Raw genomic sequence first — 25697 nt, 5'->3', positions numbered from 1 at the left:
GGAGCGATTTTGACGATCTGTGCACGTCGGGCCATCACCTTCGAGTTCTCAGACCAACCACGATGGCTAAGACCGATAGTGGAAGCCCTACAAAACAATCTCGTTCCGGAAAATTATCCGTCGAACTTGTGCTCGCCTCAAGAGACGCCGCCCTTACCTCAGCTGTGGTTCAAGCAATTCCACGACCCGTTGCACTACATACCGGACCTGACGATCACTGATTCCCACGAACTCGCCTGCCCTTTCAGGATCGATCGTATTGCCTCGGACTGCCCCAGCATCATCCATGATTCGGCGAATCCTTCGGTGCACCGCCGGCCCCAAACGCGCCTCGCGAGCCAACGCTATCAGAGCTACGGCATCCAACTTCGCAAAGCGGTGAAGGCCCGTTCGAACCCGAAACAGGAAGATGTCTCGACCAGGCAACTCCCGAAGCGCCGATTCCAGCTTTGGCTGAAGTTCTTTGAGATAGAAAAATGGGGGGACCGCAGGGTTGCAGCGCCCCATTCAGTTTCAGCGCCTCCCGACGCGATTAACCGGACCCCCGCGATTCATCGGTGTCCGAGGCCGTACTCCAACTCCGGCAGCACCGACGCCGGGAGTGACCACGGCTCGCGCGACCGGCCGCGGCCGCAGCACCACGCCGGGCCTTGCGACGCATCCCACCGGATAGGCAACATATTGGCAATACACTACCGCCCCGGCCGGTTCAGTGCTTGCCGTGATGAACCCAGCCATCAGCAACGCAGATAGCGCGATCGAAAGCTTCTTCATCGTTACCTCCGCCCTTCTGACTAAACGGTTTCATTGAACAATCTGCGCTGACATACGCCGCGTGACATCGCAGGCGATAAGGTGAACCTTCTTCATACCGGTGACTATGCAAAATCGGACAGTTTCTGGGGCGGCCTGAGCGGTTCAGCTTTCGGCATTACCGACTTCGGTTGCGCGCTGGCAATAGGGCTTAATATCGCTCGCGTCGCACGTTTTGTGCTACATGCGGGGTTCGAGAGAGGCTGCCGCGTGCTTCAGGATCTACGAAATCAGGTCCAGCGCCGAGTGCTCCCTGTCGCTGATCCGACGCGGCGATGGGTCAGCGCGATCGGGCTCGCTGTGGCGGTCGGCATCGCCTATTTCCTGGCGGCGCGACTGAGTCTTTCTCTACTGACAAAACCTGACGGCGTAGCCGTGTTCTGGCCGGCCTCCGGTGTTGCCGCCGGCGTCCTGATAGCGGTGGGCCGGAGTGCGCGATGGCCGGTGGCAATCGGTACGATGGCGGCAACGATCGTAGCCAATCTGTTGGGAGACCGAACCTTCGCCGGCGCTATCACCTTCGCCTTATGCAATGCTGGAGAAGCGATCCTCACGGCTCTCCTTGTCGAGCGCCAATTTGGTTCGGATTTCAGCCCCGACCGGCTGCGCCACGTCCTGGGATTACTGGCGGCAGCGGTCTTCGCGGCGGCCGTCTCCGGAATCGGTGGGGCTCTGGGGTTCAAACTGTTCCACGGCTCGACGGCACCGATCCTGACCATTTGGCAGCATTGGTTTGCGGCCGACGCCCTCGGCATCGTCACGGTTGCACCGGTGTTGATCGGAGTTGCCGCGGCCGTGCGCAACCCGCCACCGCAGAGCGAGGCCATCGAAGGTGCCATGGCGCTCGTGGCGATAACCGCGACAAGCGCGATTAATATCTTTCTACCCCGCGAATCATGGGCGACTTTGGTGCCGCTCGCCTTGCTGTTCCCACTGTTGCTGTGGCTTGCCGCCCGCTGCCGGCCGGCGTTCGCCGCGGCGGCCGCGTTCATCGTTGCACTGACAATCGTATGGACGACTACCTTCGGCATCGGGTATTTCGGCGACCCCGATCTCCCGATCGCCGACCGCATCCTGGGTGCCCAAGCCGGCATCCTGACGACGTCGCTCTGCACGTTCGTTCTTGCCGCGCTGTTCGCAGAGCGGCGTCTGCACGAGGCAGCGCTCAGTGAGGGCGCGGCGCGGCTGCAGGAGGCGTTGACGGCCGGGGCGGTGACGGCTTTCGAATGGGATGTCCGCACCGGTTCGTCGCACCGCAGCGATAACGCGGCAAAGATTCTGGGATACGACCCGCAAGCGCCCTTTACCGGGACTGATTTTCTTGCGTCGATTCATCCGGCGGACCGCGCGCACTTCAAAGCGCACGTGAGGAACGTCCGCCCCGACAGCCCTTCGTATGCGGTCACCTTCCGTGTGATGCGTCCTGACGGTCATGAAATGTGGCTGGAGGAAACAGCGACGGCCGAGTTCGACGCATCCGGGCACTGTGTACGCATCAAAGGCCTGACCCTCGACATCACCGAGCGCAAGCGGGCTGACGAGCACCAACGCTTGCTGATCGCGGAGCTTGACCACCGCGTCAAGAACGTGCTCACGCGCGTTGCCGTGGTCGCCATGTATACGCGCCAGGGCAGCAGCACGATGGACGAGTTTATCCAGGCACTCGATCGCCGCATCCAAAGCATGGCAGTCGCTCATGAGCTATTGAGCCAAGGTCACTGGCAGGGCGTTCGCCTCGCGGATATTGTCCGCCGCCAGCTAGCTCCCTACGCGACGGACGCAAATACGACGACTAACGGCCCCGACATCACACTCACCGCCGCGGCATCCGAGGCGCTGGGGATGGTGCTGCATGAGCTTGTGACCAACGCCTCCAAATACGGCGCGCTGTCGATTCCGGATGGTCGGGTGTCGGTAAGCTGGGAGTGCGGCAACAGCGACGATACGGCGACAAGTGTGATGACCGTATGGCGTGAGACGGGCGGCCCACCGGTATCGGCTCCGACTCAATACGGATACGGGACCAGCCTTATTTGCGATCTCATCCCTCACGAACTCGGTGGTAAGGTCGACCTCGCTTTTTCGTCCGAGGGCGTGTGCTGCACAATCGAGATGCCCCTCAAGCGCAGATAAGCGACCATCGCACGGGAGAACCCCTTCATCGATCCACCTTCCTGGCAATGATCGGGAGCAAGATCGCAAGAAGCTGTTCCTTGCTGACGGGCTTCTGCAGAATGGCCTCGGCCTTTCCTGGGGCTAGAGAAACAACCGCGTAGCCAGTGAGCACGATAACTGGAATGCCTTGTTCATGCAGCCGATCGATCAAGCCGTCGGCCCGCTCGCCTTCTCGGAGATTAATGTCGACGATGGCTACATCCGGGGTGCACTCGGCAACCAGGCGCTCGGCGTCCGCCGTGGTCGCGGCTGGTCCGGCCACGTCCGCTCCCAAGACATGAAGCAAGGTCTTCAAGGCTTTGCCGACGTGCCAGGAATCCTCGACCAAGAGGATACCCACGCCCTGCAGTTCCAAATTTTCCATCCCGTCTTCCGTCAAAAGCAGCCCCATAATCGGAATTTTACCAATCAAAGCACACCCGGCCGCTGGCGGGCTAGAGAGCATGATGGGTCGGAGTTGAATCGACTAGCTGTAAGCGCGACGCACAGCCGGTCCCTCTCGCTGCGATGATCCGGGATTCCGTGAAAGTAATAACGTCAAGCTGGATCCGACGTTGTCAGATACGCCCTCCGTCAGTCAGCTATCGCATGTCATTTCGCAGGCGGCGGCGCCTGCGTTTCTTCTCGGTGCGCTGGCCGCCTTCATTGCCGTCCTGATTTCCCGCCCGAACCGAATCGTCGACCGAACGGTAATCCTGAATGGGATTGCTGATTGACGATACCGTCCGGTGCCGGCTCAAGGCCGATCTTCCACGCCTGATGCGACGCGCGGCGATGATGAACCGGGCCATCTTCTGGGCGGTGGTCGCCAGCATTGCTGGTCATCGTCGCTTTTGTAACGGCGTTCTTGCAACTCCAGCATAAGCGGGGTCGCTGTCTTCTTCATGATATCGCTCGCCGCGTTCACCATCTCGCTGGTCGATTTGCCCGGGAGGTGCGAATTGCACTGAGTGAGCACGACCATTACAGCTGATTTGGAAAACCCTGCGGCTGAATGTACTTGCGTTCGCCGTCCCCCGGCATCGTCGGCTTGCGATCCAAAGTACGAAAGACCAGACTGAGCAGTCATCGGGCCCATTGGTCCAGTTGAAGGCAAGTCAACAGGCTGACGTAGCTCGGCGTGCCGCCAACGCTTTCGTTCGCGGTACAGTTTGCTCTGTTGGCCGCGGGAAGCTTCGACCACCGGCTGGCCAGCTGCCGGCGGGCTTGATGTTCATCCCTTATGCAGCTTTTTAACGATTGATCGACGGAGAGCCCGGCGGTAGCGGCAACATCGAGCTTGCAATTTCGGGCAATATCGAACTTTGGCACATTGTCAGCCACTGCAACAACCAACTGAGAACTCACGACAATCATCGAGATCGAGAAAGGCATTGTGACCTCCAGCTCGCAGTGGCTTCACGGCATTCTAAGAAAGGTGCCCTCAGTCAGTTCTTCGTTCGATTTCTATGCAAGTCGGGCGCGCGTCGTCTATGCGAAAACGGACAGGCATCCTTAGAAGTTGGTGTCTGATTTTGCATAGCCGGATGCGCCCGTTTCGATAATCTTTGACTTCATCAGCGGTGAGGCGGTTCTAATACGTAACGCATCGCCCGCGTGCCATCGATGGACAGATGAAATCATCACGGTAGGTCATTGTGGGCGCAACGAATGTGACCGCTCATTTTGCCTAAGCGCTGGCCACCGGAAGCCTAAAGGAGAACACCGCGCCCCCGGTGCGGCTCTCGGCCCACAGCTCGCCGCCGTAGCTCTCGAGTATCGTTCGTGCGATTGGAAGTCCCAGCCCCGTCCCTTGCGGCTTCGTTGTGACAAACGGATTGAAAATGCTGGCCAGCTTATCGTTGGGGATACCCGGGCCGGAGTCGGATATTCGGACCTCGACCCCGTCGGTATCAGTCAGGTTTGTTCGGATCGTCAGATTATGCGGTTTGGCCACCTCTTCCATCGCGTCCAGGCCATTCATCACGAGGTTGATGATGACTTGCTGCAGATGAATCGGATCGCAGCGCACCCGTAGTGGCTCCGGCGCAAGAATGGTACGTAAAATCACTCCCCGCCTCGTCACTTCAGGAGACACAATCTTGACGACGTCGCGCACGGTGTCGTTCAAATCGAGCGTCTGCAGATCGGCTTCCGTCCTGTTGTTGAGCAAATTCCGCAGGCCGCTGATGATCTCGCTCGCACGTTGCTCATCCCGGACGATATCGGAAAGGATTTCGCCGAGCTGAGCCATGTCGAGTGGATGAGCCTTGAGCAACATCTGCGCGGCCTCGGTATTGCTCAAGATGGCTCCGAGCGGCTGATTGAGTTCATGAGCGATCGAGGACGACAGAACGCTTGCGGTCGTGACGCGATTCAGACGGACGACCTCCTGACGGCGACTGATCGCCTCCGCTTCGGCGACAAGACGTCGCCGCCGCTCGACGAGCAGCAATGCAATGATGCCCGCCTGCAGCAGGATGGCCGCCATAACAGCCGTCAGTTGCGGGCGATACTGCTCCCAGAGGCTGGGCACGCGAAAAACAGCTTCGCTGCCCGGCGGCAATTGGCTTTCACTGATGTTCCAGCGCTTCAGCTCCCTCCAGTCGTATCTGGGCGATGCCGCTGGAATCGGAGGCGTCTTGATGCTGCCCGGCGACTCTCCGCCGAGAATGCGCACGGCAACTGCGGCGGTCTGGCGACTGACGTCGGATATGTTTGTCATCCGGCCGCCGACGATCCCTCGGCCGAAGAACGTGTCCTGTTCTGAAAAGATTGGCGCATTGGCGACCGCGTGAATCCGGTCTATGGCTCGACCGCCTTCGTGCACGACGCCGGCGGCGTCCACCAACATCTGGGCGTAGACGATGATGGTCCGGGGTGGCAGGACAGCCACCTGCTTGAGGATCTCTTCCAGCGACAGTTCATTGGAATAAGTGATCTCGACCCGGCTTGTCAGCGGTTGGAGCAGCTTGCGCATCTCCTCCAGCCATCGCTTCTCGATCGGAGAACTCCCGTGCACGATGAAGACCTTGGTCGTCTCCGGAACTAACTTCAGTATCTGTTCGACAGTGCCCAATACGTCGATAGATACGGAGACCATCGCATCGGTCGCCGGTGCGTTCGGAGAAATCCGCTGCTCGAGGGCCGCGTACAAGGTTGGGATCGAAGGAAAAATCCGCGGACGGTTTTGCTGAAAGAATCGTGCCGCGGGGCCGCCGATCGTCATGATCAGGTCGAGTTTGCGCTCGGAGAACACCGCATTCAAATAGCTGACAAAGGCGTCTTCATTCCCGTCGGGGAAGCGAGCCGTCGACAGGGAGGCCTCGAAGATATCGATGGGATCTTTCGACTGAAGCCTCAACTCCTCGCGGATCTTTCTTGCGTAGTCATCCCACGGCGAGAAATCGCGGCCGACGGAATGGACAATCAGCACCCGCTTTGGCTGGGAAAAAGCCGCACCGGTCATCGCCAGGAGCAGAACGATCGAACTGAGAAATATTCGAATTATCATGCGATAAGGCGGTCCGTTTACGCGGGATGTCACGATATGACCCGGAACCCAATCCTACTCGACTTGCCCAGTACCTATTCCCTGCAATCGTTAAAGAATTGGGCTCCATTCCTCAGGGAATCCTGCCGACGGCATCGATCAGCAGCTTTGACAGAAACGGTTTCTTCAAATACGCAATGCAGCCCGCGTCGAATGCCTCCTGCCGGGTAACCTCATTATCGATGGCCGTCATCATAATGACCGGTAATTCTCTACCTGACGCGATCAACTGCCGTTGCAGGTCGATGCCTGAGATTCCGCCAAGGTGAATATCCAGCAGCAAACAATCCGCTTCGCACTCGGCATAGGCCTCCAAAAACGACTCTGCCGATGCAAACGTCCGGACACGGTAGCCATGGGCCGACAAAAGGCGGTTTAGACCTTGCAGCATGCTGGGATTGTCATCGACGACAGCTATGGTGCGCATGACGAAACGATCATTGGCTGTTTGCAGTTATCCCTTCGGCAAGAAAAGCAATTCCCAGTTACGGATCGCGATCAGGACTGGCGCTTGCGAACAGCAATCTGCATCGGCCCTCCCTGGGACGCTATGCACAATCCGCCCTTGCGCAGGGTCGCCGAGATCGCGGTGAATCCGCTAGGGCTTCATTTCAATCCCCAGCTTCGCCCGCATGTCCTTGAACACGACGGCGACCGCCTCGATGATCAATTGACCGGGGTTCGCCTTGCAATAGACAATGATTTCGTGCTCGGCCTCTTTTGATTTGACGATATCCATATAATGCTTGCGAGCAAGTCCGTTGTACCAGCCGCTGTACCAGGCTGTCAGGCGGTCGGCATCGCCTTGCCAGGTCCCGGCCAGCTGAGCGCATGTCAACTTCTGGACATTGAGGAAGCCGTTGGCGTCGGCATAGGTGCTGAGATCGACCTGGGCGCGGGCAACCGGAATCGCCGTCGCAGACAGTATCGTTGCGAAAATCAGGGCCCTGTACATCTTGCGCTCCATTCCATTCTCCTGCTGAGCTCGTCACCTGGTCGCTGAATTGAAGCGGGAGAAGTCCTGCATCTCCCCCGCTTCCTCTCTTCTCAATAGAACGCGGATAGTGGTAGTAGCGCACACAGGCCGCGCGTACGGTCTCAACGGCCTAGGCCTTCAAGGCCTGGTACGACGGTGCGATGAAGAGCTTCATCCGCACGGCGAACGAGGCCGCTCCACTGGCCGCGAAAGAAGAGAAGAAATAGCCCGCAAGAGACGACATCCTCCGCACCGGTGCGGAGCGGCAAGCGCCTAGCCTGCCGCTCCGTTACCGCATCACTGCACCAGTTCGATCTCGCCCGGCTTCCATGTCTTGTCGAACCAAGGCTCCAGCGGACCGTAGAGCCGAAGGATCATGAACCAGCCCTTGCCCGGAATCGTCTGCACCCAATTGTTCTCCATTCCTGCAGGAGCGTTCGGTCCGAAGTAGACATCCACCGATCCGTCCGTATTGACCTTGACTCCCTTGCTCTGGCTACTGACGCTCGGGGCTTGCTGGTCGGTTTGCACCATCGAGCGGGTCTGGTTGTCGTAGACGATGACCGACCAGAAATCCTTGACCGGGATATTTGGCGGCAGGCGCAGCATGTAAGTGTTGCCGCCATCAAAGGGATTGCCCTTCGCATCCTGCACCGACCAGGGATATTGCGAGCCCCGGCCCACCATCTTCTCTTCCATCGCTGGCGTGACGCCGATGGCGAAGTAATAGTAGAAGACAGCACCGTCCAAGTTGCTGACACCGGGTGCTGTCTCGAACTTGTAGCCGCCGAAAAACGGCAAGCGCCACGTACTGTCCGGATAGAAATACGCATCCTTCGCGCGAACCTTGAAGGCGATCGTCCGCGCCGTCACGGCGCCGATGTTGGCGGCGTCGGTCAGGATCCTCTTCATCCGCTCATCGGGATTGAAGGGCTGGCCCTTGACGATGCCGATCGAGGCGAACAGGCCCAAGGTGGTGGGATCGGAACCGTCCGCCGGCTCTTCCTGGATGACCTGGTTCAACAGGCTCCAGAACGAGTAGTCACCCGGCGAGACAAAGTTCGAGGGAATACCGGAAGCATTGACGAACTTCATCGGCGGTGGGTTGGCGGTCTCGGCCAGGCGATAGATCCGCAGGTTCTTCTTGACCGAGTCAACCCCGGGTCGGGTCGAACCGTCCACAACGAAGGCACGAAAGACGAGGTAGCTGCCGAAAGTGCTCGGCCGCACGACGTGATACCCCGGTGGTATCTCGCCCTTGAATCCAGGCGGCAACAGGAGGTATTTGCCGCCCTCGCCCTTGTCGGCCCCGGTGATGCCGATGTCCGCCACCCACTTGTACCAGAAGTCGTCGATCATCCCGAGCACCTTGGGCGGAATCTCGGCCACCACCGGTCCCTTGCTCGTGTCGACCCACATGAAGTTGTAGATCGTGTTGTCGTTGGCCGTCAGCGCGACGGTCTTCGGATCGACCAGATTTTCCCAGATCACGTCTGTCTGGTTATCAGGTCCGAACTTGCGCAGCGAGTCGCGCATGCCGGCCTGATTCACGATCGGAATCGCCAGCAGATAAGCCTGTAGCGCGCGCGAACGATCCAGGTTGTCGTAGATTTTTTCAACGGTATCGACCGACGGGTAGCCGTAATCGAGATTCAGCGTCCCGATCGAGGATTCGATCTTGTCCGGTACGGCGACGCCCGATGAGAAAGGCGTCGTCATCTTGTAGGTCTGTGCGGAAGCGGCGCCCAAGCCCATCAGTACCACTGCAACGGTGGCGCAAAGCAGTCTCGTCGCGCGCATCACGGCTCTCTCCTCGTCGACAGCCACTGCAAGAGTAGCGCCGGCCAATCTCAGGTAGCGTTTCATGAGCTTTTGTTCCTTGTTGCAATCCGGGCTGCGCGGCGCCTCACGTGGCACCGCGCATCAGCAGGTCGGGGATAATCATTACGCAGCATTGATACCGGGCGGCTGCCACGTCCCATTGCCGACCGGCAGAATTGAAGGCGCTTCTGTTTTCGGCCAGTAGAGCCGCATGACCGTATAAATCGGGCCGTTCGGCGCCGGTAGCCAGTTCGATTCCTTATCCGCACCCGGCGACTTGTGCTGGATGTACAGCGTCAGCGACCCGTCGGCGTTCTTCTTCATGGTCGGCAGCATCGGCGAATTGATCAGATAGCGGTTGATCGGATTCTCGATCAGAAGCTGCGTCTTGCCATCGTACATCGTCACCGACCAGAAGGCGTTGACCGGCGGCAATTTACCGGCCGGGAAGGTCAGCGTGTAGTTGTGCTTGCTGCCGTCGAGCGGCTTGCCGTCATCGTCGACGCGCGTGAGCGGATAGACCGCCTCGACCGCATCGTTGCCGTAGATGCCCGCCTTGGCGCCCGCGGCGCGTTTCAGCCAGTCGCCATTGTAGAACTCGGCATTGCCAAAGAAGGAGTTGACCTGCCATCCGTTGAGCGATACGCCGCCCTTTGCGACGGCCTCGTCGACTTTTCGTTCGCCTTGCCTCATTCCGATGAGAATCTCCGCCTTGTGCTCAAGCGGGAGATCCCTGAAGCTGAAGGTCTTTCCCGGCCCGACGCCGATGCGCGCAAGCTTCGCGCGGATATCCTTCTCGCTCTCGAGCGCCGGCGCGAACTGCAGGCAGAAATCGAGATACTCGAAGAAGTTCGTCTTCACGAGTTCCTTGTCGATCTTCGGAAAATTCACAGCCGGCGAAGCGGGCGGCGCCGGCTGCTTCAGAAAGGCGGAAAGCGGCTGCGCCTTATAGCCGGCCTGCACCTTGATCACGTTGCCGATGTCGCCCGGATCAAAAAGCTGGGTGCGAAAGAGAACGAACGAAAACTGCGTGGTCGACTGGAACACCTTCTTGACTCCGGCGGGAGTTGCTCCCTTCCACTCCGGTCCGACGACCATGTAGTCGCCAGCCTCGCTTCCAGTGGCGCGGCTGCCGATATAGCCGTAGTTGAATGTGTTGCCGTCGATAAGCTGGACAGCGTAGTAGCGCTTCGGGTCCACCGCCGGGACCGAAACCACCATCGGCTCCGCCCTCAGGTCTACCCACAAAATCGAATAGGGCGTGTCGCTGTTCGGCGTAATGACGGCGGTGTCTTTATAGGTAGCGACGTGGGATAAGTTCTTGATCTGATTGAACGGCGCCTTGAACTGCCCCGAATTCTGGTCAACGGCAAATTCGTACATGGTGCCGTAGTTCATCACGATCGGCAGGCCGTAGATGAATCCGGTTTCGGCGATGCCCTTGGCCTCGATGATGCCGGGATAGCTCTGCGCCATCAGCAGGCTTGGCCTGGCAATCGCGGCGCCGGCGGCGATCGCCACGGTGGAGCGAAGTAAATCTCGCTTCGTCAACATTTGCACTACTCCTTAACTCGATTGAATTGTCGAATCGATCTGCATTCGGACGTCTGTCAAACCCGCTTGATGCCGGGCGGCCGCCAGGTGCCTTCGCCGGCCGGCAGGATGGACGGCGCTTCCGTCTTCGGCCAGTACAGGCGCATCACGAGATAGATCGTGTCATTGGGCGCAGGCAGCCAATTTGCTTCCTTGTCCGCGCCGGGGCTGTCCTTCTGGATGTAGAGGGTGAGCGAGCCATCCTCATTCTTCTTCATGCCGGGTAACATCGGCGAGTTGATGAGGTAGCGGTTGATCGGGTTCTTGATCAGGAGTTGGCTCTTGCCGTCATACATCGTCACCGACCAGAAGGAGTTCACCGGTGGCAGTTGTCCCGCCGGGAAGGTCAGTGTGTAATTGTGCTTGCTGCCGTCGAGCGTCTGGCCGTCGCTGTCAACGCGCGTGAACGGATAGGTCGCTTCCGCCGGGTCATTGCCATAAATGCCGGCCTGAGCGGCGACGGCACGCTTCAACCAGTCGCCATTGTAGTGGGCGCTATCGCCTGGAAGACCGCTAACCCGCCAGCCATTAATCGCCTTGCCGGCATTTGCGACGGCCTCGTCGACCTTCCGCTGGCCCTCCTTCATGCCGAGGCCAAGCTCCAGCTTATGCTCCAGTGGCAAGTCCTTGAAGTTGAGGGCCTTGCCCGGCCCGACGCCGATGCGTGCCAGCTTGGCGCGTATCTCCTTCTCATTACCCTGTTCCGGCCCGAATTGCAGCGCGAAGTCGAGATAATCGAAGAAGTTGGTCTTCACGAGTTCCTTGTCGATCTTGGGGAAGTCGATGGTTGGCGCGGCCGACGGCGGCGTCTGCTTCAGATAGGCCGAGAGCATCTGCACCTTGTAGCCAGCTTGCACCTTCTTGACGTTGTCGAGATCATCCGGGCCGAAAAGCTGGGTGCGATAGCCCGCGAGGGAAAACTGTGTGCTCGAACGAAACACCTGTTTGATGCCCGCCGGGGTGTCGCCCTTCCAGTCGGGCCCGACCACCATGTAGTCGCTGGCCTCGCTCCCTGTGGCTCGGGTGCCGATATAGCCGTAATTGTAGGTATTGCCGTCGCAGAGCATGACCGAGTAGTAGCGCTTCGGGTCGATCGCCGGCACCGAGAGCACCACCGGTTCCGCCCGCAAATCCAGCCACACGAAGGAATAGGGCGTGTCGCTGTTCGGCGTGACGATTGCCGTATCCTTGTAGGTGTAGACGTTGGGCTCGTTCTTGATTTGGTTGAACGGCGCCTTGAACTGCCCCGAATTGCGATCGACCGCGTACTCGTACATGATTGCATAGTTCATCACGATTGGCAGGCCGTAGATGAACCCTGCCTCGGCGATGTCCTTGGCCTCTAACAGCCTGGGCCAATCGGCTTTGTTCTGCGCAATTGCCGGGGTGGACTTCGCCGTTGTGACGGCGAGCGCAGTCATCGCAGCGGAGCGAAGCAGATCGCGTTTCGTCAACATGGGATGCTCTCCTTTATCATCGTCGTTGTTTCGTGCGGTCGGATGCCAGCGCCAAAGCGCCGGCGTTCAATAGCAGGGCGGATAAGGGTAATAGCCGCAGGCCGGACGAGCGTAGGGATATGAGAGTTTGTGTTTGCAGGACGACTTCAGGCTCACGTGACCTGCTTGACCGGCGGAATCTTCCACGATCCATCGATGATCGAGGGGTTCTTCTCGTTCGGCCAATACAGCCGCATCATCAGGACAAAATCGCCTGACGGTGCGGGAAGCCAGTTGGATTCCTTGTCCTTCCCCGGCGAGTCCTTCTGGATGTAGAGATCGGTGGAGCCGTCCGGATTCGATTTCAGCTCCTCGCGCGCGCTGATCGAGTAGCGGTTGAGCGGATTTTTGACGAAGAAATAGCCGGAGTCATACATCGTGAGCGACCAAAATCCCTCCGCCGGAGGCAGCTGGCCCTTGGCGAAACGCATCACGTACTTGTTGGCGCCGTTGTACTTGCGGCCCTCCGCATCCTTCTGTGAAGTCGGATAGACCGCGTCCTGCGGCCGGTTGGCCCCAAGCCCGATCGCGGTGACGAGCGCGCGCATCAGGTAGTCAGTCCCGTAGATGCCGGTCTTGGTCGTGAAGGCCCAGCCGTTCTCGTCGGTAATGTTCTTGTTGACCTTGAACTGCAACATGATCCGGTCGACGGCGACCTCTGGCACTCGCTTGACGAAATCCGCCTTGAGCTTGCTTGCGTCGAAGTCCTGACCCGGCACGATGCCGAGCTTGGCGAATTTGGCCAACTGCGGTGCATCGGCCGCCGCCGGAGGATTATCCTTCATCAGCTTGCACAGCAGCGTGAAGTACGCCACCGTATCCATCCGGTTGACCTGCTCGCGCACGGCCGTCTTCATGTCGATTGTGGGATCGACGGTCCCCGGAGGCGGCGTGTAGGGTTTTCCGTATGAGCTCAACGGCACCAGCTTGAATTCATCCTGCAGCTTGTGCACCTCGGCGTAATCCTCCGGCGTGCCGGTGCAGTAGATGCGCCCGAGCAGCCATACGATGGCGGTGGGCGACTTGTATTCCTTGACCCCTGGGGGCAGCGTGCCCTTCCAGCCCGGACCGGTGATGGCGTAGGTCTGCGCACCGGTGCCGGTGGTGCGTTTGCCCGGCACCTCGAACACGGTGGTCCAGCCGTCGAGCATCGGCAACAACGCGTAGCGGCCTTTCATGTCGGGGATGCTGAGCACCCACGGCTCCTTGCCGACATCGAAGAAGGAGGTCGTGTAGAGCGTATCAGCATTCGGCGCGGTGACGTCCCGGAACGATGCATCGGGATAATGCCGCAGCTTGATGATCTGGCCCATCGGTCCGCGCGTCCCGGCGGGAGCCGCGACGTTGGTGATGACGCGCCGCGTCATCTCCATCGTCACCAGCGGATATCCGAAGATGTAGGCGTCGGTGGCGAGCAGGAAGTCCTCGACGCCCTCCCCGATTCCGAGGAATGAACCGAGTTCGGCACGGCTGATGGTGCTTGCGGAAGCTCCCGCCAACAGGCTGACGCCACCCAGGGTGAGATTGCGTCGAGTGATGTCCATTGAAAATCTCCGTTCAATCGGATTTCGTTTGGTTCAGATCAAAAGGCGCTGGCGATTCCCTGATCGAGACGCCGTGCAAACGGGGGAAACGGCGCCTCCCCCGTTTTTCGCGAGTCTCAGTAGCAGGGCGGATACGGGTAATAGCCGCAAGCCGCACGGGGGTACGCGTATGCGTATGGGTGGTAGTACGCAGCCGCGCCATACGCTGCCGCCCCGACGGCGCCGGCATACATCGCGCCCCTGAACGCCGTGCGGCGGGCAACGCCGGCAAACGACAGCGGCGTGAACGGCCGGCCAATGATATCGATGAAGAGCGCGGCCGCGCCGTCGGCGCCGGCCAGATCACCTTCAAGGACCTGGACGTTGAAGGTGAGCTTGTCGCCCTCGAGCTTCGGGTTCTTCAGCACCACAACGGCGTCCTTTACCGAGCCGTCCTTGCCGAGTACCGACACGGTCGCGTTCGGCGGGTTCTTGGCAAAGCTGTCGTCGCCGGATCCCCATTCCGCGATCACGTCGGCGGTTGGCTGGTGACCCGCGGCGCGCACCGGACGGTCCGCGAAGATGATCGAGCTCGGTGTCACGCCGGTCAGGGTCAGCGTGTCGCCCTGCAGGGCGGCGCCGCGCGAATTAAGCACGAACAGCGACGGCACGAGCTCGGACTTGGCGTGCCCTGAAGCTGCACCGATTGTTTTCATGTTGTGGGGCACCGGTGCCGTCTGTCCGAAGGACGCCCTCGGGCCAATCAACGCCGAAACCACGAGCAGTCCCGCAATCTGTGCCAGCCTTGCGCGCTTCATGTCTGCCTCTCCTGTTGTGAATGGGATGACCACGTCTCGGACGGTCACGCTCGTCCACGACTATGAGAAGGCTTCGCGCGATCGGCTATGCAAAAACCAGCAACGCAAAGAATTTGCTGAGATGATCTGAAAATATAGAGTTCTCGCTGCGGCCGATTTTGCATAGCGCGTCCCGGTGCACATCCGGCAAATGAGCAGTTGGCGCCACGAAACGAGAGAGGCCGCCCGTGGTTATTATCCTGTGCCTCTATGTGCTCGCGATGTGGGCGATATTTTCCAAGCTCAAGCTGGTCCGCTGGGGCTGGCTGTCGGGAACGATTTCGATACTGATCGGCGGGTTCATTCTCGCGACCTTTATGGCGCTGTTCAATTACCTCACGCCATCCGGCACAGTCACCGTCACAGGCAGAGTTGTCGAGGTAACTCCGAATGTATCCGGCGAGGTCGTGGCTATTCCGGTCAAGCCCAACGTGCCCGTGAAGACGGGCGACGTATTGTTTCAGATCGATCCAGCGCCGTTCCAGTACAAGGTCTCACAGTTGCGGGCATCATTGGCCGCGGCGCGACAGCAGGCAAAGGTTCTCAAGTCCAATTACGAGCAGGCCACCGCGAACGTCGCCGGTCTCGACGCGCAGCAGAAATATAATGCGAAGCGGCTCGACAACATCCAGAGGCTATATGCAAGCGGAGCCAACACCGAGTTCAAGGAACAGGACACCCAGGTTCAATACGAAACCGTGACAGCTCAACTCAATGCGGCCAAAGCTACCCAGCAGAGCGCCAAACTGGCGCTGGACTCGGAGATCGGCGGCGTCAATACATCGGTTGCCCAGATCCAGGCACAGCTCGATCACGCCGCCTGGGAGCTATCGCAAACCAACGTTCGAGCGCCAGCCGACGGGTACGTCACCGTCGTCGCGCTGTCGGCTGGCGATCGTGCGACACAGGCCCGTTCGACGATGTCGTTCATCGTCGAGAAGGAGATTACAATTGTCGGGTTGTTCTCGCAGAATGGTTTCCAGACCATTAAGGTCGCAGCGCCCGTCGATATCGTATTCGACAATGCGCCTGGCCGGGTCTATCACGCAAAAATCATCGCGATTCCAAAGGGAATCGGCCAGGGCCAGATCGCCGTCTCCGGGACGCTCGCGCGCACCACGGCGCTAGGTGGCGCGACGACCTTCCCTGCGGAAATTTCCGTGCCTGATGAAATGAGCCGAGACTCGCTGCGGTTGGGAATGTCGGGAAGCGCCACCGCATTTGCCGCAAATGCAGGCGTTATCGGCCTGTTGGCGTCAATACTGGTGTGGGTCAGCTCCTATACGGCGTACCTGTAGCCAGCCGATTGGCACAACTGCATATTCCCGTAGTCAGGCCCAGACTTGCATATTGCATACATACACGCTCCGCGTTGACCGCCGGGGGGCTACACGTTATTCTCGCATTTCCGATTTTTCCTTGCTCAACGGCGTGCTTAGCCTTGGCTTGGCGCGCTCGCAGCGGATCGCTTCCGGAGTATGTTCGGGACTCGGCCGGCGGGCCACGACAAGTGCGAGAGATTGGGAATGACGGGCGCGCCCGTAGTTTATATCGTGGACGACGACGCGTCGTTTCGCGGCGCGATTTCCCGGGTATTGAAAGCTTCGGGTTATGCCGTGGTCGACTTCGACTCGGCGGCCGACTTTTTGCAGAACATCCCCGACGCCAAACCCGGCTGTCTTCTGCTCGACGTGCAGATGCCCGCATTCGGCGGTCTGGAGCTTCAGCAGGAGCTGGCGAAGCTGTCGCATCATTGGCCGATCATCTTCATGACCGGTCACGGCGATATTCCAACGACCGTTCGCGCCATCAAGGCTGGCGCCGAAGACTTTCTCTCCAAGCCGATCCCGAGGCAGACGCTGCTGGAAGCGATCGATCGCGCGCTGTCACGCTTTGCGGCGATCCAGCAGAGTCAGGGCCGGCTCGATGCGCTAAACGCTCTGATTGCGAAACTAACTTCCCGCGAGAGCGAGGTTTTCGCGTTGATGGTCCGCGGCAAAATGAACAAGCAGATTGCGCATTTGCTGGGTACTTCCGAGCGAACCATCAAGTATCATAGACAGATGATCATGCAGAAGCTTCAGGTCGGATCGTTTGCCGAGGCAGTCTCGGTGGCGGAGCGAACCGGAATCCTGACGCCCCAGCCCCCGCCCGACATCAAGAGCGCTTCATAGCCGTCGCCGCGCGAGCGCCCCGGCCGCGCCCCGCTGACGGCCGTTCAACTACCGGTTTTGCCCTCAGGTACAGTAGCGCGCTGTCGCGCATGATGCTGAGTTGCCCCAAGTCCAGCGCTTTCACCGCGATCGCAGAATCGGGGGGCATTAGATGACTATCAGTTATTTGTCAGACGTTTCTCGCCAATCGACGATCAGAACCTGGCGCGATCTCGTGGTCCAAGCCGAGGCGATCGCTCTGGCAGAACTCGATTCACCGCTGCACATTTCGGCTCTCTGCAACGCCCTTGCCGTCAGCGAGCGCACGCTGCGCAAGGCATTTCACAATGTCCACGGCGTCCCCCCTTGTCGCCATCTTCGCATGCAGCGGTTGTTACAGGCGAGGCGCGCGCTGCTGTCTTCCGACAGCAGCCTCACGACCGTTACAGAGGTTGCGACCTGCTACGGTTTTGTGGAATTGGGGCGCTTCTCGGTCGAATACCGCAGCGTATTTGGTGAAAGCCCTTCGGAGACCTTGCAGCGGACGTCGCAAGCCGACGCCGGCGAGTCGTCTGAACCGCACGAAAACGCAACGCCGCAACGAGACCACAGGCCCTCAATTGCACGCCGGCCAGCGTTGCCTACCGCTGCAGCTCAGGCGTGACTTTGCGGCAACAACCAGGACGGAAAATCAAAACCGGATCGAATCTGCATAGCGACCGCACCTGGCGTGAAATTTCCTCGCTATGCGGATCCAAAGAGATTTCGAGGGGCAAACAGATGACGCGCGAACGATCTCAGCAAACCACCAGCTTGCGTCCGAGGCATACCAGCGCAGCCGTAGCGATCGCGCTGCTGGCTTGCCTTCCGAGCATGTCCCGCGCCGACGAGGGTGGCGTTTCCTACTGGCTGCCTGGCCGTTTTGGCAGCCTCGCAGCCGTCCCCGCCGTGCCGGGCTGGTCGATGGCTGCGGTCTACTATCATACCACCGTGGAAGCATCCGGCGCGGTGGCCGCAGCCAGGCAGATTCAGATCGGCAGGATCCCCGCCAACGTCGCCGTCAGCCTGGGCGCCAGTCTGAGCGCACAGGGCGATCTCGTATTTCTGAATCCTACCTATACGTTCGCAACGCCGGTGCTTGGCGGACAACTGGCGATCGGCGTTATCGGCCTGTTCGGTCGTTCGAGTGCCAGTGTCGACGGCACGCTGACGGCAGCCCTCGGTCCGCTGGCGGTGACCCGGACCGGCTTCATCCAGGACTCAATCACATCGGTGGGTGACCTGTATCCGCAGGCAACGCTGAAGTGGAATGCCGGCGTGCACAATTTCATGACCTATCTGACCGGCGACGTCCCCGTCGGTGCCTATAGCTCAACCCGCCTTGCCAATCTCGGCATCGGCCATGCCGCCATCGATGGCGGCGGTGGCTATACCTATTTCAACCCGGCGGCGGGCCAAGAGTTTTCGGCCGTTGCGGGATTTACCTACAACTTCAAGAATCACGACACCAACTACCAGAACGGAATCGACTTTCATGTCGACTGGGGAATGTCGCAATTCCTTTCCAAGCAGTTTTTCGTCGGTTTTGTCGGATATGGCTACCAGCAGATCACCGACGATTTCGGCCAGCACCCGATCCTGGGAGCTTTTCGATCGCGCGTGCTCGGCATCGGCCCCCAGGCCGGCTTCCTGTTTCCCGTCGGCGACATGCAGGGATACCTCAACCTGAAAGCCTATGGTGAGTTCGCGGCAGAGAATCGGCCATCGGGATGGAATGCTTGGCTGACGTTCTCGATCTCGCCGATGGCGCCGGCTAGCACGTTGACGCCGACGAAGCATCGGATTGTGAAATAACGCAATAGACTGATGCTACTGTCGGGAGGCCACCGTCGAACGAACCAGCATCCGGCGGTGGCTCATCAGATACTGTAGCCTGTGGGCCGCGAGACCCAGCGCGGCCATCTCGGCGCTGTCGGCGTTCTCGCCCGCGTTCCTCGCAAGCTCGTTCTTCAGGATATCGTCAATCCGCTTTTCGATATCCTCGAGTTCGGCTTCGCTTTTCGCATTCCTGATTTCGTTGCCGAGCTCGTAGAGCGGCTCCAGCATGCTCTCGGGCCCGGTGCCGGATCGGGCGAAACGCCAGGCAGCCACGAGGATGGAGATCAGCGAGCCCAGCAGCAACGAGCCGTAGTAGAGCTTGTCATCATACCTATCGAGAAAACTCTGCTGGTTGCCATTGTAATAGGTCGCGGCCCCCGGATGGATCGGGATCAGCGCGTCCGCGTCCGTGCTCGGTGCTGCGGCCTGGCCCAGTATCGGAAACTGCGACAGCAGGTCCCGTTTCGCATCGACCAGCGACTGCGTCAGGTCGGTAATGGCATCGGCGCTTACGGTCTTGTTGGCGACGAGAAAGTACGAAACGCGCAGCGACGTGAGATCATCGGAAGGGACCGGCGGTGCGCCCCGCAAGGTGCCCTTCGGGATGTCATAGCTCTCGTAGTACTGCGCAACATTGGCGACCGCGCCGGCCGATTCGATCTCGATCAGCTTTGGCGCCGATCCCTTGGCGCGTTCCTGTTGAAAGAATTGCCTGACCTTGGCGAGATACTTTTCCGTCAGCGGAACAACAGCCAGCAAAGCGTGAACTTTTCCCGATGCGAGCGCTGCTGAGGCGTCGTTGATGGCAACATCCTGAAAACTGACCCTGGCGCGGTCGAATTGATACACCTGCTTCAGCGCCTCGACTGCCGGCTGGTTGATCGCTCCGCCGATGATACCGACCGTCGTATTGCGGAGATCGCCCAGACTATCGGCGCTCGCAACCGATGGGGTCATAATCAAGACCACGCCGTGGGTCAGGAGCAACACGCTCCTGGCATCCGCCAGACCGCCTGTATCGCCGCGAACAACGGCGAGGTCCACCCTGTGCGCGGCCAACAATTCGGCCGCCTGTGCCGATGTACCGGCGTCGCTGACTTTCAACCGGACATGCGAGTTGGACGCTGTCAGGCGCGCTGATATCGCCGAGATAAGCGCCAGCGCCTCGCCATCGGTCGACCCGGCAGCCACAGTAAGAACAACTGGCTTTGCGAAGTAGCGATACGCGAACCATCCGCCGCCGATCGTCGCAGCCGTCGCTGCCCCGACAATCGATATCCTGAGCCATCGCGGCCACAGATTGATCGCGAGGCCCGCCATCGCGTTACATCACGAGCGCCAGCTTGCCGACCTGCACACCCGGCGGCGGCTGCGAAAACGCCGTCGTTGAACCCATCAGCGCGGCCAACGATAAACCTGCCAATATTCCAGGACTTTTCATGGACATGTTCAATCACTTTTCTGCTGGTTCGCCCCGCCTGCCTATCGAGATGGGTCTGTTCGTCGCTGGCAGGATATCCTTAAGGGCTGGGCCACCCGCCTGACTATGCAAATTCGGGCGTTTGAAATGATTGCGCCGTGATCCATGACATCTTAATCTTTGATCATCGATGCTTCGCTGCCGAACTTGCATAGCCGCTCAGGCCGACCACAGCGTATTTGCGAGATCGGTTTCGCAAGCAGGCGCGTTCTAGATAAAAACTTTGGCAGCGGACCAAATCATGTGCTCGTCCCTCCGGACTGGAATACAATGATCCCCGACACACCATCCATCAATCAGCTCGCACATGTCATCTCGCAGGCGGCGGCGCCCGCCTTCCTTCTTGGCGCGCTGGCAGCATTCATCGCTCTGCTCATCAATCGCCTAAACAGGATCGTAGACCGGACGGTGGTTTTGAACGGAATCCCGGATCACGATTCGGCGCGGGTGCGGCTCAAGGCCGACCTGCCACGCCTGATGCAGCGCGCTGCCATGATGAACCGGGCCGTCTTCTGGGCCGTGGTAGCGAGTATTGCGGTGACGCTGCTCATCATCGTGGCTTTTGTAACCGCGTTCTTTCAGCTTCGGCATGAATACGGCGTTGCGATCTTCTTCCTGATCTCGCTTAGCGCGTTTACCGCCTCGCTAATCGATTTTGCCCGCGAGGTCCGGATCGCACTGAGCGAATACGACCACCATGCGTGACGCCTCGCTGCGCCCAATAGCTACAGATCACGGGCGCCACCCGCCCATGTCCGCTATGGGGCTCTGAAAACGGACATCGCAGACCGGCAGATAGAACTTGCATCGTCCTTCCACTGCGGGTCCATTGCATCCTTGTAGAAGGTAGCGGAAATTAGGCCTTGCGAGCTATCCAGCCCTGCAGCCGCAATGACTGCCCCGACCGACGAGGACACGCTCGTGACGATATAGAGCGGCCGCCAACCGAGTTCGCTAACTTTTTTATTGCCTGCGCTGCGAACTTCGGGCTCGAGAAATTTACGAGCACGTCCGCGTCTGAGTGTTTGAGCTTAACGACCTGCGAATCGATCGTTGGCTCTGACACTTCGTAAGATTCTCGCGCGACGATCATCGACTGTTTACTGCCCAAAGCGTCTATGAATCCGCGCATCAGGTCTTTGCCAAAATCGTCATTTTGAAACAGAATGGCGATCTTGGCGTCCGGCTTCTGTTCGAGAATGGATTTTGCAAAGATTGTGCCTTCCGTCTGATAGTTGACGGCCAGGCCCATCGTCCACGGAAAATTCTTCGGGTCGGCCCACTTAGTGGCGGCGGATGCGACGAACAGCTGCGGTACCTTGCGGCCGTCTATATACTTGTGGATGGCGGAGTTCGATGGCGTCCCCATAGAGCTGAAGATCAGGAGCACCTCGTCGCTCTCGACGAGCTTGCGGGCCTGTTCGACGGCTTTGGGCGGACTATATGCGTCGTCGTAACTGATGAAATTAATCTTGCGTCCGTTGATACCCCCGCGATCGTTGAGTCTCTTAAAATATGCAGCCTCCGCCTTTCCGATCAATCCGTATGCGGATGCTGGCCCGCTATAGGGCATGATGTTGCCTATCTTGATTTCTGTGTCCGTAACGCCTGCATCATATTTTTTCTGCACCTGCGCAGAGGCTGAATGGATCACACCAAGCATGAAAAGCGCGGCGATCACTGACATTTCGGCTCTAACCATCGTTTTTCCGTTCCTTCGTGAGTTCCCGACATCGGGCGTTTCAGCTGGCTCTGGCGCTACCGCAGATTGACTCCACTGATTGAAAGCTTCCGTCCCTGAAAGGCTGAGCCGACCATTGACGACAATCTGCGCGCCAGGGAAAAACGACGCCAACTCGAGAGCGAGGCTGCGCGCAAGAGTCGTTCAGCACTCGACGGCAATCGTAGTAAGCATTTTGGTTGCTTCGCAGCTCCATCGTACGAAAGAGCAGCGCTATGTCTTGGTGCAATAGCGCGCGCGCAAAGCTTGTTTGTCGACCTTGCCTAGCGGCGTCATCGGCAGGTCGTCGACAAAATAGATTGACTTCGGAGCTTGAACGGCTCCCTTCTTGTCTTTGACGTGCAGAACGAGCTCCTGCTCGGAGGCGCCGTGCGGTGAGCGCAAGACAACAATCGCGGTGACCGCTTCGCCCCACTTTTCGTCAGGCACGCCGATGACCGCAGCATTGGCGACGGCTGGATGAGACGTCAGTGAATCCTCGACTTCGCGCGGAAATACGTTGAATCCGCCGGTGATGACCATCTCTTTCTTGCGATCGACAATGTAGAGGAATCCTTCATCATCCCTTCGTCCGATATCGCCCGTATGCAGCCACCCGTGCTTCAACGTTTCGTGCGTGAGATCCGAAAGCTTCCAGTATTCTTCCATCACATAGGGGCTGCGAATGCAGATTTCGCCGGCGTCGCCCAGCGGTACTTCACTCCCCTCATCATCGATCAGCCGCACGTCGGCTGCCGTGACGGGAAGTCCGCACGATGTGAAAAGATGCTTGCGCGAAAGATCATGGTCCGACCTTCGCAATACTGTTGCCGGGTAGCATTCGGTCTGACCATAGAGCTGCGAGAACACTGGTCCGATGCGCTTCAGCCCGTCCTCCAACCGGCTCGGCGACATCGCTGCCGCGCCGTAGAGCAGCAGTTCGAGACTTGAAAGGTCGGCCTTTGCGAACTCGGGATGATCCAGCAGAGCATAGATCATCGTCGGGACCATCAGCGAGAAATTGATTTTGTGCTCGCTGATCGTCCTCAAGACACGCGAGGGATCGAAGCCGGTCAGCAGATGAACCGTTCCCCCCAGAATCAGGGTCGGGAGCACCTTTACGCCAGCGACATGGCTGATCGGTGCCACCGTGAGATACCGGGGAGAAACAGGAAGTTCAAAGTTAGCAAGGATCGCCGTCACGTATGACGTTACCGCACCATGCCGCCGCATTGCGCCCTTCGGGCGTCCGGTTGTTCCGCCGGTGTAGTTGAGAAGCGCGATATCGGTGGTCTTCGCCAGATCGCGCGGCGTGAACGATCCCGCTGCTTCTGCGCCTGAGAGAAGGTCAGCGCCGAAACTGGCGTGCCCAATTCGAAATAGTTTCATGTCGCGCGGAATTCGCGCTGCGAGCTGATCACCTCGCGTCGCGAAATGCTCCGCATCGACGACTAGCGCATCAATTTCGGCGTCTTCGATTTGATAGATTTGATCGTCCAGCGACCCCGCCGGGTGCAGCCATGTGATGCTGAACCCGCTCAGGTGGGCGGCCACCGAGGCGCACCAGCAATACCCGCAATTGCCGGCCAGGAAGGCAATACGGCGGGGCCGGACGAGACCCGCCTTTGCATAAATCGATTGAATGCGTCCAATCAGATCAGCCGCGCCTCGATACGCTGTGGCCTGACGGCGAAGAGGATCCTTGCGCCACCGTGCGGGTAACGCTGTCGCGCGAACGCGCAATCGAGGTGCCGGGATTTGTGGACGGAGGGGGTGACAGCTTCGACCCAACTCGGTTCCCGGCGCGTCACGTGCAGGCTGCCCGCGGCCGGCCATGGTTCATGGACGCCATGGAGGCGCGCGCAGGCGATGGCATCGCTTGGTTTCGGCTCAAACACCAGATCATCGATGGCGCCGGCCCACTGTCGTCCGTGCTCGGACCTGCGGACTGGACCCATGGCATCGCGCGGCCGTTCCAGAATGTCGTCGCGGATCCCAATCCAAACCTGACGGTCCAGCTCCTCAGGCGGCCGGCAGGCGAGTGGGTGGGGATCCGCGCACAGAGCCGCTGGCAACCCGCCAGCGGGCTCGGAATCGGAAGCGGTACATTGCTGGATTTGCACGGAGAAATTGGCCATGTCTCTATGTCGGTAGTGCTGGTGCCATTTCCGAAGTCGGCGTCGGTCGCAAACTAGCCGCTCTCCCGGCTGCCCGCCGGCATCAGTGAGGCGCGCTTTGGCCGATCGTTAGTTCCGGTTGTTCCCTAGACGCGGCTGCACCGCGTTTTGTCCGGTCTTGTCCCTTCGCGAGCAAAATCGAACACCTCAAAGTTCGAGATCTCTGACGATTCGAACGCGCATGTGGCCGGTCAGATCGAACCAGGGCTCGTCAACGCGTGTGGGAGCTTGCCTGAGGCAATTTTTAAACTCGCAAAAAAAGTTGGCGTAGTGGTTGGTCAGCGACCTCGTGCTCGCAACCATCTCGGCATTAGCCCCGCGGCGGTGAGCCGGAAAAACTCAATCCGCTGCCGAAGTGCAGATCGATTGCCATGAACACTCCAGCAACGAGGAGAGTTATCGTACAACATAAAACTAACGCCATTTCAGGATGCTTCTCGATCGCAAAGTTTATTTTAGATAGCAGGTCCATAAATGTCCTCGTTTCTAAAGTGAAGCTACGCGACGAGGATTCGTCGCTGAGGTTTCAACTCAACTCAAAACCGCTCCCAATACCGAGGCTAGATTCCCAAGCACAAGTGGCGGTCACCCATGAAGCTCACGCGGAACAGAAAAGCATGACATCTTGATGCCCGGCTGCGAGGAGCAATTTTCCCTTGAGCTTCCAGAGTACGGCCTTCCAAAGAACGAGAGTCATGGTGTCGAATAAGATTGGGGATCGTAGCCTTGCATTTGCGGCCTCGCGTCCCTCGATCAGAGGATGCGGCGGCCCCAAGTAGCGCCGCGCCATGCGATAGTGGGTTGGCCCTGCTGCTTACTTACTACACTGCGCTTGCCGTGGATTAGCAGCGCCTCATCCTCCGATCGAATGACGCGGCAGGCATATGTTTGTCGCCATGATCTGGCTCAGCTCTGGCCTCGCTGTCGCTAGAACCAGATGAGGGGACAAAGCAGGAAAAACTGATGAGGACCACATGAAACCAATTTCGATCGTGACGACGCTCGTGGCAGGGTTCGCGTTCGTGGCGGCTATGGACGGAGCATTCGCCCGAGCTAGCACCGGTACACGCCCCATCAGCACTGCCGCGGGAAAGCCCTTCAACATTAATGGTGGTACGGGCAAAGGCGTCGGCGGTGAGGCCAATGCCGGATTTGGCGGCTCCGCCGGTGGCACTACCCGACCCCCGTCGCTCCCCCGCTCATCGGCCATGGGAACCAAGATCATATTAGTCATCGCAGAAGACGCAGGCACTCAGATCTCGTTCGTGTGTCTTTGTTGCTGCGAGAGATCGCTGCACCTAGAGAGGTTAGGATTTCAATGAAGCAAATCTGGAACGGATTGGTCTTGGCGGCGGTTCTTTCGGCGCCTGCAATGGCGACGGATATGATCCATCCGGTCCACAGTAAAGCACCGGCCATCGACCACTTATACAATTGGTCAGGTGTGTATGCTGGCGCCCATGTTGGTTATAACTGAGGACGCGCCCGCGTCGCCGACAATGG

General features: G+C 59.2%; 22 protein-coding genes and 1 pseudogene. 7 read left to right on the top strand and 16 right to left on the bottom strand.

The window, feature by feature from the left end:
- Positions 1-513: 513 nt before the first annotated feature.
- Positions 514-774, bottom strand: coding sequence for a hypothetical protein (locus tag V1286_RS06755; RefSeq protein ID WP_334478422.1), 261 nt, complete (start codon positions 772-774; stop codon positions 514-516).
- Between the two features lie 81 nt (positions 775-855).
- Between V1286_RS06755 and V1286_RS06750 the strand changes: the two genes are divergently transcribed.
- Positions 856-2946, top strand: a complete 2091-nt coding sequence (locus V1286_RS06750; RefSeq protein WP_334478421.1) for an MASE1 domain-containing protein — start codon at positions 856-858, stop codon at positions 2944-2946.
- Between the two features lie 25 nt (positions 2947-2971).
- Here V1286_RS06750 and V1286_RS06745 read toward each other — a convergent pair whose 3' ends face one another.
- From V1286_RS06745 to V1286_RS06695, 11 genes are all read right to left on the bottom strand, one after another.
- Positions 2972-3352 carry a response regulator gene (locus V1286_RS06745; protein ID WP_334478419.1) on the bottom strand — a complete coding sequence of 127 codons (381 nt, stop codon included), beginning with the start codon at positions 3350-3352 and terminating at the stop codon, positions 2972-2974.
- Between the two features lie 217 nt (positions 3353-3569).
- The gene (locus V1286_RS06740; RefSeq protein ID WP_334478418.1) at positions 3570-3803 is read right to left on the bottom strand and encodes a hypothetical protein; all 234 of its coding nucleotides are present in this window, start codon (positions 3801-3803) and stop codon (positions 3570-3572) included.
- A gap of 250 nt (positions 3804-4053) precedes the next feature.
- Positions 4054-4362: a hypothetical protein gene (locus tag V1286_RS06735; protein WP_334478416.1), complete on the bottom strand. Its 309-nt coding sequence runs from the start codon at positions 4360-4362 to the stop codon at positions 4054-4056.
- A 295-nt stretch (positions 4363-4657) separates the two neighbouring features.
- On the bottom strand, positions 4658-6481 hold the full coding sequence (locus tag V1286_RS06730; protein ID WP_334478415.1) for a sensor histidine kinase: 1824 nt from the start codon (positions 6479-6481) through the stop codon (positions 4658-4660).
- A gap of 112 nt (positions 6482-6593) precedes the next feature.
- Positions 6594-6947 (bottom strand): response regulator transcription factor, encoded by a 354-nt coding sequence (locus V1286_RS06725; RefSeq protein WP_334478413.1) that lies wholly within the window; start codon positions 6945-6947, stop codon positions 6594-6596.
- A 171-nt stretch (positions 6948-7118) separates the two neighbouring features.
- Complete coding sequence (locus V1286_RS06720; protein WP_334489551.1) at positions 7119-7475, bottom strand: HdeA/HdeB family chaperone; 357 nt, start codon at positions 7473-7475, stop codon at positions 7119-7121.
- A 318-nt stretch (positions 7476-7793) separates the two neighbouring features.
- The gene (locus V1286_RS06715; RefSeq protein WP_334489549.1) at positions 7794-9299 is read right to left on the bottom strand and encodes a DUF1254 domain-containing protein; all 1506 of its coding nucleotides are present in this window, start codon (positions 9297-9299) and stop codon (positions 7794-7796) included.
- Positions 9300-9440: 141 nt separating this feature from the next.
- Complete coding sequence (locus V1286_RS06710) at positions 9441-10871, bottom strand: DUF1254 domain-containing protein (protein WP_334478411.1); 1431 nt, start codon at positions 10869-10871, stop codon at positions 9441-9443.
- A gap of 56 nt (positions 10872-10927) precedes the next feature.
- On the bottom strand, positions 10928-12367 hold the full coding sequence (locus tag V1286_RS06705; protein ID WP_334478410.1) for a DUF1254 domain-containing protein: 1440 nt from the start codon (positions 12365-12367) through the stop codon (positions 10928-10930).
- A 152-nt stretch (positions 12368-12519) separates the two neighbouring features.
- The gene (locus V1286_RS06700; protein WP_334478408.1) at positions 12520-13950 is read right to left on the bottom strand and encodes a DUF1254 domain-containing protein; all 1431 of its coding nucleotides are present in this window, start codon (positions 13948-13950) and stop codon (positions 12520-12522) included.
- A 116-nt stretch (positions 13951-14066) separates the two neighbouring features.
- Positions 14067-14747 carry a hypothetical protein gene (locus V1286_RS06695; RefSeq protein ID WP_334478406.1) on the bottom strand — a complete coding sequence of 227 codons (681 nt, stop codon included), beginning with the start codon at positions 14745-14747 and terminating at the stop codon, positions 14067-14069.
- A 227-nt stretch (positions 14748-14974) separates the two neighbouring features.
- On the opposite strand from V1286_RS06695, the gene V1286_RS06690 reads away from it, so the two are divergent.
- The 4 genes from V1286_RS06690 (at position 14975) to V1286_RS06675 (ending at position 18793) form a co-directional block, all read left to right on the top strand.
- Positions 14975-16084, top strand: coding sequence for an HlyD family secretion protein (locus V1286_RS06690; protein ID WP_334478404.1), 1110 nt, complete (start codon positions 14975-14977; stop codon positions 16082-16084).
- Between the two features lie 228 nt (positions 16085-16312).
- Positions 16313-16960, top strand: coding sequence for a response regulator transcription factor (locus V1286_RS06685; RefSeq protein ID WP_334478403.1), 648 nt, complete (start codon positions 16313-16315; stop codon positions 16958-16960).
- 151 nt (positions 16961-17111) lie between these two features.
- Entirely contained in the window at positions 17112-17603 is a 492-nt protein-coding gene (locus tag V1286_RS06680; RefSeq protein WP_334478401.1) for a helix-turn-helix domain-containing protein, read from the top strand.
- Between the two features lie 209 nt (positions 17604-17812).
- On the top strand, positions 17813-18793 hold the full coding sequence (locus V1286_RS06675) for a SphA family protein (RefSeq protein WP_334489547.1): 981 nt from the start codon (positions 17813-17815) through the stop codon (positions 18791-18793).
- Positions 18794-18808: 15 nt separating this feature from the next.
- Here V1286_RS06675 and V1286_RS06670 read toward each other — a convergent pair whose 3' ends face one another.
- Complete coding sequence (locus V1286_RS06670) at positions 18809-20137, bottom strand: TAXI family TRAP transporter solute-binding subunit (protein ID WP_334478400.1); 1329 nt, start codon at positions 20135-20137, stop codon at positions 18809-18811.
- 4 nt (positions 20138-20141) lie between these two features.
- A complete protein-coding gene (locus V1286_RS06665; RefSeq protein ID WP_334478399.1) occupies positions 20142-20270 on the bottom strand; it encodes a hypothetical protein in 129 nt (42 codons plus the stop codon).
- A 297-nt stretch (positions 20271-20567) separates the two neighbouring features.
- On the opposite strand from V1286_RS06665, the gene V1286_RS06660 reads away from it, so the two are divergent.
- Positions 20568-21002, top strand: coding sequence for a DUF2721 domain-containing protein (locus V1286_RS06660; RefSeq protein WP_334478397.1), 435 nt, complete (start codon positions 20568-20570; stop codon positions 21000-21002).
- Between the two features lie 101 nt (positions 21003-21103).
- Here V1286_RS06660 and V1286_RS06655 read toward each other — a convergent pair.
- Together V1286_RS06655 and V1286_RS06650 are read right to left on the bottom strand one after the other, a co-directional pair.
- Positions 21104-21984, bottom strand: a pseudogene (locus V1286_RS06655) (ABC transporter substrate-binding protein); the annotation flags it as partial.
- A gap of 267 nt (positions 21985-22251) precedes the next feature.
- Entirely contained in the window at positions 22252-23760 is a 1509-nt protein-coding gene (locus V1286_RS06650) for an AMP-binding protein (protein WP_334478396.1), read from the bottom strand.
- Here V1286_RS06650 and V1286_RS06645 point away from each other — a divergent pair.
- On the top strand, positions 23643-24212 hold the full coding sequence (locus V1286_RS06645; protein ID WP_334478394.1) for a thioesterase family protein: 570 nt from the start codon (positions 23643-23645) through the stop codon (positions 24210-24212). The two genes, V1286_RS06650 and V1286_RS06645, sit on opposite strands and share 118 nt — an antisense overlap.
- Positions 24213-25697 lie beyond the last annotated feature (1485 nt).

The sequence above is a fragment of the Bradyrhizobium algeriense genome (assembly GCF_036924595.1).
GTDB lineage: Bacteria > Pseudomonadota > Alphaproteobacteria > Rhizobiales > Xanthobacteraceae > Bradyrhizobium > Bradyrhizobium algeriense.
The sequence above is the reverse complement of the archived record's forward strand: the minus strand, read 5'-3'. Positions and strand labels throughout refer to the sequence as shown.